This is a genomic window from Alteromonas sp. CH_MED4-4 (assembly GCF_037029575.1).
GTDB lineage: Bacteria > Pseudomonadota > Gammaproteobacteria > Enterobacterales > Alteromonadaceae > Alteromonas > Alteromonas macleodii.
On record NZ_JAYMEU010000021.1, the window covers coordinates 33,012 to 50,196 of the forward strand.

The following is a 17,185-nucleotide window of genomic DNA, read 5'->3' on the forward strand; positions in this document are numbered from 1 at the left end:
ATGATTGTAGTATAGGCTAAATATAATACATATGACGGAGTCATTTTAAAATTCGACTAAAGCAACCCGCTTTTGTTTATCTATGTTTTTTCACAGTTCGTTCTGAATACCTGAAAGTGTAGTGTTCTTAATCGATATTGCTTTTTATTTCTTATCTGCGATGTGAACCGCTGAATATAGCTAAAACTTTAGTATATAAAAGTTAAATAAGGCGCTGCGCAAGAGTAAAAACTCTTCACAGGATGTTTACAATGTTGTTCCTTTGTTATAAATTCTTAATCGATTAAGTTTGAATTGTGTTGCCTCCTCCCTACGTTAAAGGGGCAGAGGCTACCTTGGATTTAACAAATTCAACACATTGCCGGAGAAAAAATGAACAAAAATCACACACTCAATGCTTTGACCCTAGCGATTTGCGCCGCTTTTTCGGGCTCAGTTATCGCGCAGGAATCATCAACAGCTGATGCTGACGCAAAGTCGAAAGAAAAATTCGAACAGATTGTGGTTACCGCTGCACCGGGTGGTGCAACGATGCAAGAAGCTAGTGTTTCTGTAAGTGCATTCGATGAAGACGATATTCTTAAACTAGCTCCTCGTTCTACCGCTGAGGTATTTCGCGCATTACCCGGTATTCGTGCCGAGTCTTCAGGCGGTGGCGGTAATGCAAATATTACTATTCGCGGTATTCCACTTGCGACGGGTGGTTCTAAATTCTTGCAAATCCATGAAGACGGTTTACCTGTTTTAGAATATGGTGATATTAACTTTGGCAATGCCGATAACTTTTTACGCTACGACTGGTCAGTAGCGAATGTGGAAGCAGTGCGCGGTGGTTCAGCGTCAACATTCGCAAGTAACTCGCCAGGCGGTGTTATTAACTTGATCAGTAACACGGGCGAAGTAGGTGGCGGTGCCATTGGAACGTCATTTGGCGTCGATTACGAAGAGTTTCGTTTAGATTTTCGCTATGGCGGTGAAATTAGCGACGACCTTTACTACCACATTGCTGGCTTTGCCCGTGGTGGAGAGGGCCCGCGAGAAACGGGATACAATGGCGACCAAGGCGGTCAAGTTAAGTTCAATATCACTAAGATGCTAGATAACGGTCACATCCGTTTCTTCTATAAAAACCTTGATGACAAAGTATCAACATACCTTCCTTCTCCGGTATTGGTGAAAGGCGATGGTGAATATGGCCCGGTACCTGGTTACGATGCCAGCTCACAGGCATTAAACTCAGCTTACAACACAAACATTTCTACTTTTGACAGCTATGGTAACCCAGAGAATCGCGACGTCCGCGATGCTATCGAATCAAAAGTAAACTCATTTGGCGTTGAAGTTGACCTCGAAGTGGCTGAAAACTTGTTCTTATTAAACAAGTTCCGTATTTCAGATATCTCAGGTGGTTTTATTGCTCCATTTACTGATGGATTTCCAGCGGGCCCTGGCGATGTATCGAATTTCGCTTCTGCACTTTGTGCCGGCGCTACTGACGGTGACGGAAATGCGCTGAATTGCGACAGCACAAGTGTTGTGCTCGCGAACGGACCTGGCGCTGGTGAAGTGTACACAGGACAAGCATTTACAAACCTTCAGTTCGACACAAGAATCAACGATCTGGGTAACATGATCAACGATTTCAGCTTGCGTAAAGAATTTGATAACGGTATCGACCTCACAGTAGGTTATTACTACTCAAACCAGGACATCGCCACAAGCTGGTCAAGCTGGCAGACATTTATACAAACTCTAGACGGTGACAATTCACAGCTTCTAACAATTACAGATGGCGATGGCGTGGAACTTGTTTCAAACGGTTTATTGTCACCAAGCTTCCTTTCGTGGGAGTGGGACTTAAACTATGTAACAAAAGCGCCGTACATGAACGTTGGTTTTGAATTGTCTGATAACATTCTTATTGATGCATCGGTACGTCATGACACGACCGAAGCTTCAGGTGAACTCATCAGCTCATGTTGCGGCGGAAATGCTGACTTCGACCTAAACGGTAACGGAACTATTGAGCAAATTGAAGATGCTTCAGCAATCAACAGCGGCTTCATTAGCGGTGGTGTCATCAACTTAAATCGCGCCAGTGCGTCTTCTCAAATTGTTGATTACAGCGCGAATAATACGTCTTATTCAATCGGTGGTTCGTACCTGCTAAGCGATAGCCAGACGTTCTTCGCTCGTTACTCTAAAGGTGGCCGTGCCATTGCTGACCGCCTACTTCAAATTGGCGGTACGTTGAACGCGGATGGTAGCCTAACAAGCACAACTTCAGGTTACGACACAACCAAGCAGTTCGAAATTGGTTACAAGTACGGTACTAAAGACCTAATGGTTAACGCTACTTTGTTTGATACTGTTACTGAAGATACGCAAGCAGAAGTAACAAGTGGTCTAACTTTCATGCGTGAATACGAAGCAACTGGTCTTGAGCTAGAAGGTCGTTGGAATGCAACTGACAATTTTGTGATGTCAGGTAACTTAACATGGACAGATGCTGAAATCAGTAAAGATGTTAATGACCAATCGCTCGTAGGAAATACGCCTCGACGTCAAGCTGATTTGATCTGGACTATTACACCTGAGTATGTCACTGACAATTGGTCAGTTGGTGCTTCGCTGCAAGGTTCGACAGAGTACTACGTACAAGATAATAATGACCTGAAACAAGAAGGCTATAACCTTGTAAACTTATTCGCTACGTATTGGGTTAATGACCAGTTTTCAGTGTCGTTAAACATGAACAATGCTACAGACGAATTTGTAGTAACTGAAGTAGAAGGAACACCTTTTGGAGAGATTTCAACAGGTGATTATGTCCGCGGAAGACCGCTAAATGGTCGTACTACGGTACTTTCACTAAAGTATATGTTTGAATAGGCCAGCAACTTCGAGCACTCGATGGACAACACATCGAGTGCTTTTCAATTAGGAATTGAATACAAACAACGATGTTGGATGCTTCATTGCCGTAACTGCGTTATCAACAACTCTAAGACATCCTATAAAAATAATTAATAGGAAATATCAATTTATAAGGATTTAATAAATGAAATTAAAAGCTGCACTTATTGCATTACTTAGCGCTTCTTTTTCTTCTCATGCTGTTTATATCGATACCAACTACGAATACAATCCATCTGAGCCTTCTTGGTACAAGCTTTTGGATTTGGCGGAAAGTTGGGTTAGAAAGCAAGGTTCGAAGACTGAAGGTCCTAGTGAGATTGTTTATGTAGGACAAGCCCCGTCTTTAGGAGCTTGGCGAAGAGCTACGAGAGATTGGACCCCAGGTGCGTGTCTTAGTTCTGTTGCTGACAATACTGGCGTTTGGATAAGCGATCCGTCCAAAGCAACTAGTAAAAGTGACACTTTTTTTACCTACGATGGTTTAGCAGGTAAAACCTCTTCCTATAAAGAGTATGTTGTTTCTACGGGGGCACCTTTTGAGTTCGAAAGTAAAAACTACAAATCAGCCGGGTTGAAGCGATTTGCAGACTACTACCACTCATTTAGGGTCGATGGTCCCAACGGCCTTTCCACAGTAATTGACAAAAAACAAAAACATAGTTACCGAACTTCGCATGTTTTTGCTCTAGGCCAGTCTACGCTCAATAGCACAACTCTAAGTAATTTTGAGTTTTTCATTGGAATAGGTGGAGATTTTTCAGATTTTAGCTACCAAGAGGGATTCAACTGGGCCGATTGGTCGAAATACAAAGTAAAAGCAAAGCTGAAGGGTAAAAATTTCTATTTAAGTGATTGCGGCTTTTCGAGCGTCATTGCTGAGCGAAATACTAAGCCGGTAATTCATGGTGTCGACTTTGATAGGACTACTCAAGTTGGTGGTGGGGGCTTCCTTAATACTAAGAGCATTACATTTAAACCTAGAGCAGAAGATAAGCATTCAGCGGAAAAAAACTTGATATATTCATGGGTAATAAACGGGCAAGTACATTATGGTAAAACACCACATTTTACCGTCGGAACTTATGTTGCGCCAAAAACGTACAGCTACCGCTTGACTGTGAGTGATGGAGATATGTCCACGCTTTATATTGGCTCAACCAGATTCTAGAGATGGGAAAAAGAGGCATTCGTTTGCCTCTTTAGAATTAAATGCTAAAAAAGAAAACTCTAACATTTGTTCTGTTGGCTCTCAGCTTCTTTCTTTTGGCCTCTATGGCTTTTGATTCAAGTGATAAAACTAAGCAAGCAGCGGGCTTACCAGCTGACTTAGAAAAGAATATGCAAAGTTTTGCAGGCCACATTGATCCCTCCTTCGTGATTGAAATCTCCCAAGAAAGAGAAAAAAGCCATATAGATGAGCGTCCTATTGAATCTACTAAATCACTCTTTAACGAAATCGAAAATCGAAACTTTACAAATATAAGTAAGTTCCACCAAGAAAATCTAGTATGTTCTTCAATAAAAGGGTTTTCTAATATGGATGAATACTTGGCCGAGCTTGGGCAATACTCTGACATTGACATTGGAGAAGCGTTAAAAATATTTGAATCATGCAGTAAAGTTGACATAAAAGGCTTCAATGATCTGGAAGCGCTGTATTTCGAGGCTTTAGAGGCAGGGGTTGTAGAATCAGAATTTTTATTGGGAGTTTTATATCCACCGAGTTTTAGCGATAGTATTTACTGGTTGTCTAGGTCAGCTACCTGGAATGAAGAAAGTATCCGTTTGCTGAGCGAAACAGTTTATTCCTCTAGTGCTAGCGATGTTTACAAAGCATTTTGGTCCTATGCCTTCATAGGGGAGAATAATTTGCGAGTTATTGATTTAGATAACCATATAGCTACTCTAGAAATGCGTTTAAATGAAGAGACTCGTCAGGTTTTAATAGATTTAGCAAATTCATGGGGGGCAGCTTCGTCTGAGAGTGAACGTAGGAGAATAATAAAAAAGCTTGAGGCTCTTTAATTGATTTTCAATGACATATATTGTGAAGAATTGTTTCCACTCACTCTTCAATATTGTCGAAAGTCTCACCTCTCATTGTCTAATCTATTTGAAATTGCATTTGACAATGCACTGTAAAGATATGCATGCTTCTTGTTTATAACATGTACCAATTTATGTTCAACAATGGGCAAAAACTCAATGCCTTGCTTTTCGAAAATAGCATTTTGTGTAAAGTCGCTGGGCAGAATGGCGTAATTAAAACGACCATTCACAAGCAGTTCTAAAACATGATTGAAATCATCAAACTCGAAAATGTTAGCCGCAATACTGGCTTTGGGTTTACCCATGTTAGAAAAAAACGAGTTGTTACCGCTATGGCATTACTGGCATCATTAATGATGTCGCTGTGACACGGTGCATTGCGAATGCACAACAAAAAAGACGCACCCTGTGAGAAAGGCGGTTCAATCGCTATGATATTGTTTGAAGGCGTAGCAACAACGTCGTAGCGGATAACATCGGCATCAGTCATTCCTTCTTCTAGCAGGCGTAAACCTCGCTCTCCACCCACTTCAACAAATTCGGCAGTAATACCAATATCGGCATACACCTGCTCCATGAATGGTTTGTAATGGCTTAGTACTCTGGGGTGACTGACGTAGCCAATAATAAAGCGGTCTTCGTTTGCTGAAACACAAAGTCCAATAGACAACAATGTTATTGCTAACAGTAAAGTAAACGCAATTCTCACTCTTACATCATTGAAACTCGAAAAATACGCATGTTTGCAGCTATGGTATATCGAAATAAAAGTTAGACTATAGTTGAAGTATTGTCTAATGAAGTGGCGCGTTAAGAAGTTAAATTTTATTCAGGTAAAAAAAGCCCCGGCATTGCCAGGGCTTTGGGTTACTAACGCTGCTTAGGCTGCGTTTTGACCGCCATCGATTGCTTTAAGCGTTTGAGACGCTGGAACAAGTTCCATATCGAACGTGTATTCGTCTACACGAACTGCTAGCTTGCGCTTCTCGTTATAGTCGTGAAGCTTAGCGGCTTCATCAACCGTTACTACACCTTTTTCTTGAAGCTTGTTAAGTGCATGTTCAAAAGAAATGAACGGCACTACAGGCTCTTTGCGAAGTGCTTTTTGCACTTTACCAAGAAGGTGCGCTACCGCGTGCTTCGCTTTGAACGCTTGCTCGTTGATGTCGTTGCCATCTCCCGGCGTAACGCGAACAAGGTGAGTAAGCTGCTCTTTCACGCTGTTATCTTGCATAGACGCGATAGAAAGCTCACGCACTAGGTCATCGCTGATACCCGCAACACTGTTGGTGTAGGTATTTGTAAGAAGACGCATTAGACCACGTGTCGCCGTGTTCGGGAAATTGTTGATAAAGTTAACAATTGCCTGATCAGCTTGTTGTAAAGACCACTGCATTGCGTATTCGAAATACGGTAGCGCAAGTTTTCTGTCTTCAATGCGCTGCTCGTAGAAACGAATTGCCGCCATTGCGCCGTATAGGTAGCTCATTACGTCACCTAGACGTGCTGATAAAAGCTCAGCTTTCTTAAGGTCACCGCCTAGTACTGCAAGTGACAAGTCAGCAAGTGGAGCTAGCTTTGCAGAGATGCTGTTAACACGCTTCTCGTACTTGCGAACTTCTGGTAGTGCAGACTCGCTCTCGCGTAGGAAAGGAAGGTAGCCTTTACCTAGGCTGCGGAATGCATTTTTAACGCTGAAGCCAACTGTTTTACGAAGTACTTTGTTGAACTCTGCATCCGCAGAACTTTCGTTGCTGTGGATTAGGTCAACCATGTCTTTCAAGTACGGGTGACAACGCATTGCACCTTGGCCAAAGATCATCAGGTTACGGGTAAGAATGTTTGCACCTTCTACCGTAATAGCAATAGGAAGCGCAGCATAGCCGCCCGCTAACGTATTCTGAGGACCGCGTTGAATCGCTTTACCAGCCTGGATGTCCATAGCAGAGTTCATCACATCACGACCTAGTTCAGTCATGTGATACTTAGCAATAGCGGTTACTACTGATGGCTTCACGCCTAAGCCTAGACCTTCAGTTGTAAGAACACGCATCGCTTCAAGTAAGAACGTCTTACCCGCGATGTCTGCCATTTTCTCTTGAATACCTTCAAAGCGACCAATTGGAAGACCAAACTGCTCACGTACGAATGAATACTCAACCGTGCCTTTAAATGCTGATTGTGCAGTTGCTACGCCCATTGCTGGAAGTGAAATACCACGACCTGCACCTAGACAGCTAACTAGCATCTGCCAACCACGACCAATGTTATTTTGACCACCAATGATGAAGTCCATAGGAATGAACACATCTTGACCACGAGTAGTACCGTTGTAGAAACGTACGCCCATTGGGTCGTGACGGTTACCAAGTTCAACACCAGGGTGAGACTTAGGAAGAAGGGCACAGGTAATGCCAAGCTCTAGTTTGTCGCCAAGTAGTTGGTCTGGATCGAATACTTTAAACGCAAGACCTAGTACGGTCGCAATTGGTGCAAGTGTAATGTAGCGCTTGTCCCAGCTTACGCGTAAACCAAGCACTTCTTCACCGTTGAATTCGCCTTTAGTCACGATAGCCGCGTCAGGAATAGCACCAGCGTCAGAACCTGCTTCAGGGCTGGTAAGCGCAAAGCACGGAATATCGCGACCGTCTGCTAGACGAGGTAGCCAGTAATCTTGCTGCTCGGTCGTACCATAGTGCATAAGAAGCTCGCCTGGACCTAATGAGTTAGGAACCATAACGGTTACTGCAATGGCACCGCTTTTCGCTGCGATAGTGGCAACGATTGTAGAGTTTGCATACGGGCTGAACTCAAGACCACCAAATTTCTTTGGAATGATCATAGAGAAGAAGCGGTTCTTACCTAGGAAGTCTAAAACGTCCTGAGGAATGTGCTTGCCGTTGCCTAATTCAAAGTCATCGATCATGTTCAGCAACTCGGTTACTGGACCGTCCATGAATGCTTGTTCTTCTGCGCTCAGTTTTGCCTGAGGGATATCGCGTAGCGCCTGCATGTCAGGCTTACCCTGATAAATAGAAGATTCAATCCACACGTCGCCTGCATCTAAGGCTTCTTGCTCTGTGATTGAAATTGGGGGTAATACTTTCTTTAAGCTAGTTCTGATACTCATAATAACTCATCCGCTCATCTGACCAGTTGTTTAGGTTAATACTACACTTAATTTAAAAAAGATCAAATTTTGTAAAAATTATCAAATAATCATGTGGTTATGTGAACTGTCTGCGTCTTTTTTATACGAAAGTGTGATGTAAGGGATTAACATTGCTGATATTTAATGGTCAAAAAACGCTCTGGTTGTTGTGTCACCTTGATGTAGAACCACTATACCTGCGGTAACACGCCGCGATTACGAACATTTTACTTCTCGCTGTGTGGGAAATTATCTATGCGGACTGGTATAAAACCGCTTTTTCGTGCAGCTATCAGTTAACTGTATTCATCTAAACTCTGTTTGTTCGTTTTAATCAGAGGCATTGTCTTTTATAGTGAGCGTTCTTTAACATGGAGAAGTAATTAAAATGCGCCGTCTTTCATCATTTTTCGCTAAGTTCCTTATTGGAAGTTCAGCTATAACAAGCTTGGGTTTTTCTGGACTAGCATCAGCCAACGGATATGCAGTGGCAAATATTGGCTTTGGCAACGTAGATACTGAAATAGATAATGAGTCTGATATTAGCTATTCAGCTGCTTTAGGCTATCAATTTCACCGTCAGTGGTATGTAGAAGGTGGCTATATCTCTTTTATTGATACAGATAACGACGAACAATCAATCTCATCTAAAGGCCCTTATTTGGCGTTACTAGGTAAAGCGAGTAGCCAGAAAGGTGAGCTGTATTATAAATTAGGCGTGGCAAGCGTTGACATCGAGCACGCGTCGATAGATAGCAATACCTGTGGCCCAGAAGCCGCTGTGTGTGAATACGATGACACAATTATCGCAGGATTAGCTGGGCTAGGCTTCGATTACTACTTAGGCTTACAGTCGATGGTACGCGTGGAATACACCTACTTTGGTGGCAAAGATGATTTTTCTGCGCATATTGTAAATTTAGGTTTTCGCTACAACTTTTAGGTTGTAGTTATTAACTCGCATAGTCGTTTTAAATATAGGCCCTAGATAAATCCAAAAATCGTTTGATTGTGTAAAAATAGATAAATTCTCAACAATGGATTTACAATGAAAAACGAATTAGACAGCAAGTTCTTACTTCAGGTTTTCGACAAGATCCGCCAGCATGGCGCGAAAGAAGATGAACAGTATAAGCTTAATGGGATCACTGCGTTTACAGATCACGATGGCTATACGCTTTACATTGAAGACGTTAATGTGAAGCTGCAGTTCGGCTTTCACAATCAATACCATTTTGACTATGACTCAAAAGAACAATATGAATCGTTTGAGAAAAAGTTGAAGCAAATCGATAAAGAATATTAGTGACCTGATTTCAGTTTGTATTGATAACAAGCAATATGTTTCTTAAGCAGAGAAAGCAAGTATGGGCTCTCTCTGCTCAAGCGCTTTTATTTATCGCAAGGGCACTGTGGGCTGTCTGTCTCAATTAGCCCCACCAAAAACCTTCTGCTACAATGCCGCCCACTTCGTTTCAAAGGATACAGACATTGGCGGCGGCAATTAAAGCTCCTAAATTTAAACTAGCATTTTTAGGCCCTAAGTTTTGGCCTGTATGGTTAGGTGTTTTCGTTCTTTATACGATTACATGGTTGCCTTTACCCGTGATACGCGCTATCGGTGGCGGTACCGGTAAACTTATCGCATTAATTGTTCCTAAACGGGCAAAAGTCGCAAAGCGTAACTTGACGCTCTGGAACCCTACACTTTCCGCCAGTGAAGTAGAGGCGCTTTACAAAGAAAATGTGCGGCGCACAGGCATGGCACTATTTGAAACTGCTATGGGATGGTGGTGGCCTAGCTGGCGCGTAAAACGAGCTATTGAGATTGAAGGCACTGAGCATGTTGAAGCGGCCCTTGCAAATGGCAAAGGTGTCTTTGGTATGGCACTTCACAATATGAATCTGGAATTTGCCTGTAGAGGAATTGGCTTCTTCCGTCCAAGCATCGCGTTTTATCGCAAACACAACAACCCTCTCGTTGATTACCTTCAGTATCATGGGCGAAACCGCTCGAACAAATACATGATTGATAAGCGCAACGCAAAAGCCTTACTTGCTGCACTTGACGATAAAGAACTTTGTTTGTATTTGCCCGACCAGGATTATGGCCCGAAACAAAGTATCTTTGTTCCATTTGGTGGGGTGAAAGATACCGCGACAACTACAGCAACGCTGATGTTTATTCGACGTAGTCACTCTGAGCCAATGATCATCACGTCGCAATACACCAAACGCGGTTACAAAATTAAAATCTATCCACCGCTTTCTCAGTTAGGTGATATGGAAGACGCTGAAGCACTAACATTACTGAATCAACATGTAGACGCTGCGGTTAAAGAACAGCCAGAAAGCTATTTGTGGATGCACAAGCGATTTAAAACCAGACCGGAAGGTAACCCTGAATCGCTGTATAAATCACTATAGCTGTGTATGAATAAACACCTAGCGATGAAAATTAGATAAATAGAATAATAGGCTTTCCGTTCGAAGGTAGACTAAAATAGAAGAATTATGCTTAAGTTCATACACATAGCATAAGCTGATTTTCGATTAAAAGTGGCTACACATTGGTAAGGTATGGGACAGACAAGTTATTCAAGTTCATCGTTTTGGGCAAAGCAAATTGGCATAGCAGCAGTGCTTGTGATCATTGCTGGCGTACTCATTTACATGCTTCAAACACAGGACCAAGAGCCTGTTCCGCAAGGGCAAGCGGAAGAAAAGTCTGTATCACGTGGGTTAAGTGAGTTCTATCGAGACTTCCGTATGTCTGCTACTGACCCAGAAGAAGATGAGCAGGGAGATTTTGTTCTGGATATTGCGGGCGTTGATCCTAATTTAGACAACAAGCTTGCACAAATGTCTAGCCAAACCCGTCCGGTTGAAAAGAATTGGACCGGCGAACATAAATACCGCACGTTCCAGGAAGGGAACACACTGCGCGAAGCTATTTCGCAATACGCTCAAGCTGAAGGCATGCAGGTGATATGGAACCTGGAGCAAGACTTTGTTATTAAGCACCAGTTTCAATTGGACAACACGGTTGCAGGATCGCTTGCTAAAATTGCCAGTGCCATAGACAGTAGTTTTGAAGGGCAAGTAAAAGCATATTTATGTGCAGAGCAACGCTCGCTGGTGGTGACTGCTCAAGAAACAGAATTTCTCACCACCAACTGTCGTTTGGTTAGAGGTTAAGCTTCATCGCCTAGCCGCTACACGTGCCAAATAGTGCATTCCAGTGAATGGTTACTTGTTCTCGTATGGCATCTAGTTCTTCGCTCTGATCTGCGTACTTGGTATCAGCTAACGTTAAATGGTGGTATTGCTCTCGCAGCTTTAAATACGCCTTTTGCAGTTTGTGCGCAGTGGCGACATCAATAATGTTGCTCTTAGCTGCGGCGTCAAAAATGCGAAGATTGTCAGGATATTCTGTCATGGCAGCCTGTGACTTTGCATTAGCGAGTACAAGATATTGAGCCATGAACTCAATATCGGTAATACCACCTACACACTGCTTTAAGTCTACCTTGTCGTTGTCCTTTGAAAGCAAGTGCTCCCGCATTTTTAAACGCATTTTGCACACATCGTCAGCCAACGTTTTAGCGTTTCTAGAGCGAGTTAGTATGGAACTTCTTACCTGCGTGAAGTCATTCAAAAGGCGAGGGGCTCCGCAAATGGCTCTTGCACGAACCAGCGCTTGATGTTCCCAAGTCCATGCTTCTTCGGTCTGGTATTTCTCGAAACCATCGATATGGCAGCATAACAATCCCGCATTTCCAGAAGGGCGTAGACGCAAGTCGGTTTCGTATAATTGTCCAAACAACGTCTTCGTATTGAGAAGATGCATGATGCGCTGCGCCAACTTAATGTAAAACTGTTGCGCTTCAATAGACTTCTTGCCGTCTGTACTTATGCCGCGAGGAGCATTATGCAAAAACACTAAATCTAAGTCTGAGCCGTAACCTAATTCATACCCGCCTAGTTTTCCATAGCCGATAACGGCAAATCCTTTGTCAGTTCCCTCTAGGTGTGCTGGAACGCCATAGCGCTGTTGCATTTGCATCCAGGCAGCATCTACTACGTTCTCCAATATCACTTCAGCTAGTACCGTAAGCTTATCGCTCACGTTGTTTATAGGTAGTGATTCACTGATGTCGCTGGCGGCTATGCGAAGCTGTTGGCAAAGTTTGAACTGCCTCCACCCATCCATAAGCATTTCAACATCGTCTTGTTCAATACGAAGCATGATTTCACGCAGTTCCAGCTGATATTCCTGCTTGCTGGTATGGATATCGGTATTTTGCTGACCGAGGTATAACGGCGTGAGTAATTCGTCTAATAGTAACGGGAAGCGCTTAATTTCTTGAGCAATCCAGTCGCTTCGTTCACATAGCCTTACTAACTGTTTTAGTACATCCGGATTTTCAAGTAACAAGTCAAGGTAAGTGGTTCGGCCTGTAATCGCTTCAATAACACCGAGTAAACGGTCGAGTACTTGTGGGATGTAGTTTGGATGTTGGTTGATGAGCACATACAAAATTTCGGGAAGCAACTTATTTAACGTGTCTTCACCTTTTTGGCCTATGCGATAATTGCGTTGCTTATCCTTGAAGGCGACAAGAATAGAATATACGCCTTTAATATCGCTAGCAGACAGGTATTGGCCAAAGGTTTCAGTAAACTCATCCTCTTGCAATGCAAGACGCCACGCATCTTGGCAGGCAGTGAAAAGCTGGTCTTCTTCTGAGTGCGTGTCATGAGACTCTTCTACTAACTCGTTGAAATGGGCATGAATACGCGCCATTACAGTATCTAAATGCACTAAAAATTCACTGTAAGAATCAAAACCCATGACTTCAATAAGCGCAGCTTGTTGCCAAGGTAACTCAGGAAGAGTCTGGGTCTGGCGATCTTGTGCTTGTTGAAGCGTGTGTTCTACTTTTCTTAGGAATAGATAGTCACTTTTTAGCTGTTGCGTTACGTCGCGTTCGACTATATCGAGTTCAGTTAATGCATCTAACGTGCGAAGTAATGACTTACTTTGTAATGCTGGCTCTCGTCCTCCGTGAATCAGCTGAAAACTTTGGGCAAAAAACTCCACTTCACGAATGCCACCTGCGCCGAGTTTTATATTGTTACTCAGTCTGCGTCTGCGTATTTCTGTGGCGATCAGCTTTTTCATGTTACGAAGGGCATCTAATGTGGTGAAGTCTAAGTAACGACGGAAAGTAAATGGGTGTAAAATGCTCTTTAACCATTTCACATCTTGCGAATTATCATCGTTAATCACCCGCGCTTTTACCATGGCAAAGCGCTCCCAGTGTCGCCCCTGGTCTTGATAATAATCTTCAAGTGCCGCGAAATGCATCACAAGGGGGCCAGAATCGCCGAAGGGGCGTAAACGCATGTCAACGCGGTATACTTGACCGTCATTAGTCACTTTGTTCAATGCTTGGATTAGTTTTTGCGCGAGTTTGGTAAAAAACTGCTGATGCTCAACGCTTTTTCGACCACCTTGGGTTTCGCCTTTTTCTGGGTACGTAAAAATTAAATCGATATCAGAAGAAAAGTTGAGTTCCTTTCCTCCTAATTTCCCCATACCCAAGATATACATGTGCATGTCTTGGTTATGGCTTTGCGGTTTTCCATAGCGCACTGCTAAATGTTGATAAAGCCAGTGGTACGCACCGTTAATAAGTACATCAGCTAATGCTGAAACCTGCATAAGTGATATTTCGATGGGTTGCTTGTTCAAAACGTCGAGGAAAGTAATCCGCGCCATCTCTTTATTTCTAAATTCCCTCAACACTTGCAGTAAGTCATCTTCGCTAGCAACGGTGTGCAATTCATTGTTTAGGCTTGCGAGATAGCTAGATGACATGGTATTGCCAAGAGATTGAAGCGTTTCACTTTTCTCAAGGGTTTGATAATGCTCAACGATGCGAGAAACAAATGAAGGATTTTGAATCAATGTCTCAGCCAAGAAAGAGGAGCGCGTGAAGGAGAGAATTAGTTTTTCACAATGAGCCTCAATTACGGCTCTGTCACTTTCGCTAATTGCTGGCGCTGTTAACAACTGCTGCCAAAATTTTTCGGCAAGTTCTACGTTTGTCATGCTATTTTCGTTGTCTGTTGGCATAATGCTCGCGTCTTATGAGATATCGCTCGTGTTTTACGGTTGAATACTCACAATTGCCATTGCAAGTACTCAAAACAAGGTCTGCTAAGTGCGCTAACGTGCAGCTCTGCATTCAATGTGGTTAAGTGCCTGCTAACCCAGGGTGTGATCTACAGGTCATTTAGCCCTAACTAAAATAAATCTGAACAAGTTCGATGTCATCGTTGTACAAGTTTGTATTAGATGAACGCTATTCAATTAGCCATCACTGATTTTTCGAAACTACATCAAAAACTAATCAGAAGAACTTTGTGTGTTCAAGGAGCAAAGATAACGTGGAAGCCTTAGTAAAACTAGTACCTCTAACGCAAGAACTGCTGATATATCTCGCTATGGATGTCGCAATTGCGTTAGTACTGCTAATGATTATGAAGTGGCTGACAGGCGCATTTAGGAAATACTCGGTAACAGAAGAACTGGGTGTTAAAGATAATTTCGCATTTGGGATAAGCATTGCGGGAGGCATGCTGTCGTTGTGCATAGTATTGAGCTCGGTTGTTGGCCGTCATATTGGCGTGGGTTATAAAGAAGCGGCGATTGGAATGGTAACTTTCGGCATTGTGGGCATTATATTGGTGAAGTTCGGACGCTTCGCTCACGATAAATTAGTACTTAATAAAGTTGATACGCATGCGATGATTGCCGAAAGGAGTGTGAGTGTGGCGCTGGTTGATGCGGCTAGTTTGGTGGCAAGCGCAATTGTTTTACGCAATATTATGGTGTGGGTTGATGGCAGCGACATGAACGCAATCATTGCTATTGTGACCGGCTTTACCGTGGTTCTGACCATGTTGCTTGTTATGACGCGTATTTTAGAGTTTAGATATGCAAGAGATAATCAAAACGACTCATTTCAAGGGGCGCTAGAGAAGGGGCAGTTAGCACTCGCTATCGAGCACACTGGTAATTTACTTGGAACTGCTATGATTGTGTCGGCAGCGAAGAATTTACTCATTTATAACCCATCAGGCTACGTGAGCAATATAACAGGTTGGCTGATTGTTAGTGTTGGCCTAGCAATCGCACTTCATATTTTGGTACTAGCGAGCAAAAAAATTATTTTGTTTGGCATGAATTTCCGGCAGGAAGTCGACCAACAGCATAACGTTGGTGTAGCTGCACTTGGGTTTACCCTTAGCATAGGAAACGCCATGATCATTAACGGTGTCTTAGGCGGGTAGGGGAATACTCTTTTCTGGATAACGAACCTAACGCAACCCAATGTCTTAATCTTCAAATTGGGTTTTCATACACATTAGCTCATTGAGTTGCCCTTTACGAATAATCCCGTTTTTTTGAGGGCGGCTCATTCTCTTTACCTCATATTCAAGCTTTGAGGCATGTGACTTGTCAATCATTTCGAATATGGCTTTAAAGGTCAGTGGTGCCTTACCTTTTAAGGCCTTGGCGCCCCCTTTTAACTCTCCTCGGTGTTGCGCTATGCGACGCTTGGGGTTAGTGGTAATTCCTGTGTAAAGTTGGCCAAGCTTATTTTCAACTAAGTAGAGATACCACGTAGCTTTTGTACTTCCCTGGTGGGTATTGCCTTCGTTGGCTGGTATACTTTGTGCCAATGTAATTCAATGTATAGAAATTTCTCGTAGCTTTATATTAGCAGAATTAACTAGTGCTTGTTGACCTTTGCTGTACAACATAGATCAACCAGCCCTTAAGACTCGGCGTGAATATATTACTTCGATAATCGCGCGATGTTGGTTACCATATATACGAGAATAAGCGCGCTGTTTCGAATTCACGTGTTCGCACTCATGTTTTCGAACGCACATTTTTAATGGAAAAACGGTAAATTGCATGTACGAAAGTTATTATGGACTTAACTCGAAACCGTTTCAGTTAACCCCAGATCCAGAATTTTTCTTCGCAAGTAAATGGCACAAACGCGCCATGTCTTATCTACAGTATGGACTTTCTCAAGCTGAAGGGTTCATTGTTATTACCGGCGGAATTGGAACCGGGAAAACCACCGTAGCAAACAGCTTGCTTGAAGAAATTGAAGACGACATTGCGGCAGCTCAAATTGTTACGCCAAAGCTGTCGCCAGACGAACTGGTAAAAATGGTCGCGTCTAAATTTGATATTCCTACGGAAGGTCGCTCAAAAGCCGATATTTTAAAAGCGCTTGAAATTTTCTTATACGATCTAAACAAAGCGGGTCGCCGCGCCTTACTATTGGTTGATGAAGCGCAAAACCTTCCGTTAGAGACCATTGAAGAATTAAGAATGCTGAGTAACTTTCAGCTGAACGGCAAACCGTTGATTCAAAGCTTTTTGCTGGGGCAAGAAGAACTGCAGCCTATTCTGCGCGCACCGAATATGGAGCAATTTAGGCAACGTATTGTGGCGTCTTGCCATCTCGCTCCGCTTTCATTGGAAGAGTGCAAAGAATACATTGAGTACCGATTGCACCACGCGGGATGGAACGGCTCACAGTTATTCAGTGAAGAGGCGTTTGAACGAATTCACATGTTCTCTCGCGGTATCCCTCGTAAAATTAATACCCTAATGGATAGGGTAATGCTCTATGGCTTTTTAGAAGAACTAGAGAGCTTTGACGCGGACGCGGTAAACGAAGTAATTGAAGAAGTAAAAGCAGAGATGTTCGAGCCTGATAAAACGGGCGCGGAAGTGACGGAGCATATGGGCTTTGCTGACCACCCGGAAAGCCAAACTATCATGACACCTAAAGGCAATGTTATTCGCGACACCAAATACTACTTGGATATGTTAGCTGAATTAGTTGATGCCTTAGATGACGCCATTTCACAAAAAGTGAAAATGACGCAATACGTCGATAAGCTTATGAAAAAGAAGTTCAAAACGTATGTCCGACTTAAAAGTGATGATAAGAAAGAGTGATACTTTCT

General features: G+C 42.9%; 13 protein-coding genes. 9 read left to right on the top strand and 4 right to left on the bottom strand.

What is annotated here, in order from left to right; genetic code table 11:
• Positions 1-372 precede the first annotated feature (372 nt).
• The 3 genes from WA381_RS14490 to WA381_RS14500 all read left to right on the top strand — a co-directional run bounded on the left by WA381_RS14490 (position 373) and on the right by WA381_RS14500 (position 4,944).
• Entirely contained in the window at positions 373-2,892 is a 2,520-nt protein-coding gene (locus WA381_RS14490; RefSeq protein ID WP_156086697.1) for a TonB-dependent receptor, read from the top strand.
• A gap of 169 nt (positions 2,893-3,061) precedes the next feature.
• Positions 3,062-4,087, top strand: a complete 1,026-nt coding sequence (locus WA381_RS14495) for a hypothetical protein (protein ID WP_156086696.1) — start codon at positions 3,062-3,064, stop codon at positions 4,085-4,087.
• A 41-nt stretch (positions 4,088-4,128) separates the two neighbouring features.
• Positions 4,129-4,944 carry a hypothetical protein gene (locus WA381_RS14500; RefSeq protein ID WP_156086695.1) on the top strand — a complete coding sequence of 272 codons (816 nt, stop codon included), beginning with the start codon at positions 4,129-4,131 and terminating at the stop codon, positions 4,942-4,944.
• A 262-nt stretch (positions 4,945-5,206) separates the two neighbouring features.
• On the opposite strand, the gene WA381_RS14505 is transcribed toward WA381_RS14500, so the two are convergent.
• Together WA381_RS14505 and WA381_RS14510 are read right to left on the bottom strand one after the other, a co-directional pair.
• Entirely contained in the window at positions 5,207-5,677 is a 471-nt protein-coding gene (locus WA381_RS14505; RefSeq protein ID WP_156086694.1) for a hypothetical protein, read from the bottom strand.
• Positions 5,678-5,848: 171 nt separating this feature from the next.
• A complete protein-coding gene (locus WA381_RS14510) occupies positions 5,849-8,098 on the bottom strand; it encodes an acyl-CoA dehydrogenase (protein ID WP_156086693.1) in 2,250 nt (749 codons plus the stop codon).
• Positions 8,099-8,507: 409 nt separating this feature from the next.
• Between WA381_RS14510 and WA381_RS14515 the strand changes: the two genes are divergently transcribed.
• From WA381_RS14515 to WA381_RS14530, 4 genes are all read left to right on the top strand, one after another.
• Positions 8,508-9,062 (top strand): outer membrane protein, encoded by a 555-nt coding sequence (locus tag WA381_RS14515; RefSeq protein ID WP_156086692.1) that lies wholly within the window; start codon positions 8,508-8,510, stop codon positions 9,060-9,062.
• 105 nt (positions 9,063-9,167) lie between these two features.
• Complete coding sequence (locus WA381_RS14520) at positions 9,168-9,425, top strand: DUF3081 domain-containing protein (protein WP_014950255.1); 258 nt, start codon at positions 9,168-9,170, stop codon at positions 9,423-9,425.
• Positions 9,426-9,610: 185 nt separating this feature from the next.
• Positions 9,611-10,546, top strand: coding sequence for an LpxL/LpxP family Kdo(2)-lipid IV(A) lauroyl/palmitoleoyl acyltransferase (gene lpxL, locus WA381_RS14525; RefSeq protein ID WP_014950254.1), 936 nt, complete (start codon positions 9,611-9,613; stop codon positions 10,544-10,546).
• Between the two features lie 153 nt (positions 10,547-10,699).
• Positions 10,700-11,317 (top strand): TcpQ domain-containing protein, encoded by a 618-nt coding sequence (locus WA381_RS14530; protein ID WP_156086691.1) that lies wholly within the window; start codon positions 10,700-10,702, stop codon positions 11,315-11,317.
• A gap of 10 nt (positions 11,318-11,327) precedes the next feature.
• Here the strand turns inward: WA381_RS14530 and glnE are convergent, their stop codons facing one another.
• Positions 11,328-14,261, bottom strand: coding sequence for a bifunctional [glutamate--ammonia ligase]-adenylyl-L-tyrosine phosphorylase/[glutamate--ammonia-ligase] adenylyltransferase (gene glnE, locus WA381_RS14535; RefSeq protein WP_156086690.1), 2,934 nt, complete (start codon positions 14,259-14,261; stop codon positions 11,328-11,330).
• 314 nt (positions 14,262-14,575) lie between these two features.
• Here glnE and WA381_RS14540 point away from each other — a divergent pair, with 314 nt between their 5' ends.
• Positions 14,576-15,481 carry a DUF350 domain-containing protein gene (locus tag WA381_RS14540; protein ID WP_014950251.1) on the top strand — a complete coding sequence of 302 codons (906 nt, stop codon included), beginning with the start codon at positions 14,576-14,578 and terminating at the stop codon, positions 15,479-15,481.
• A gap of 45 nt (positions 15,482-15,526) precedes the next feature.
• On the opposite strand, the gene WA381_RS14545 is transcribed toward WA381_RS14540, so the two are convergent.
• The gene (locus WA381_RS14545; RefSeq protein WP_014950250.1) at positions 15,527-15,874 is read right to left on the bottom strand and encodes a GIY-YIG nuclease family protein; all 348 of its coding nucleotides are present in this window, start codon (positions 15,872-15,874) and stop codon (positions 15,527-15,529) included.
• 238 nt (positions 15,875-16,112) lie between these two features.
• Here WA381_RS14545 and WA381_RS14550 point away from each other — a divergent pair, with 238 nt between their 5' ends.
• Complete coding sequence (locus WA381_RS14550; protein ID WP_014977100.1) at positions 16,113-17,177, top strand: XrtA/PEP-CTERM system-associated ATPase; 1,065 nt, start codon at positions 16,113-16,115, stop codon at positions 17,175-17,177.
• The last annotated feature ends 8 nt before the right edge of the window (positions 17,178-17,185 follow it).

What these genes read in the sequence shown, in the direction of transcription:
- WA381_RS14510 (WP_156086693.1), bottom strand. Translation starts at nt 8,098, where the DNA reads ATGAGTATCAGAACTAGCTTAAAGAAAGTATTACCCCCAATTTCAATC.
- WA381_RS14550 (WP_014977100.1), top strand. Translation starts at nt 16,113, where the DNA reads ATGTACGAAAGTTATTATGGACTTAACTCGAAACCGTTTCAGTTAACC.
- WA381_RS14495 (WP_156086696.1), top strand. Translation starts at nt 3,062, where the DNA reads ATGAAATTAAAAGCTGCACTTATTGCATTACTTAGCGCTTCTTTTTCT.
- WA381_RS14530 (WP_156086691.1), top strand. Translation starts at nt 10,700, where the DNA reads ATGGGACAGACAAGTTATTCAAGTTCATCGTTTTGGGCAAAGCAAATT.
- glnE (WP_156086690.1), bottom strand. Translation starts at nt 14,261, where the DNA reads ATGCCAACAGACAACGAAAATAGCATGACAAACGTAGAACTTGCCGAA.
- WA381_RS14520 (WP_014950255.1), top strand. Translation starts at nt 9,168, where the DNA reads ATGAAAAACGAATTAGACAGCAAGTTCTTACTTCAGGTTTTCGACAAG.
- WA381_RS14490 (WP_156086697.1), top strand. Translation starts at nt 373, where the DNA reads ATGAACAAAAATCACACACTCAATGCTTTGACCCTAGCGATTTGCGCC.
- WA381_RS14515 (WP_156086692.1), top strand. Translation starts at nt 8,508, where the DNA reads ATGCGCCGTCTTTCATCATTTTTCGCTAAGTTCCTTATTGGAAGTTCA.
- WA381_RS14500 (WP_156086695.1), top strand. Translation starts at nt 4,129, where the DNA reads ATGCTAAAAAAGAAAACTCTAACATTTGTTCTGTTGGCTCTCAGCTTC.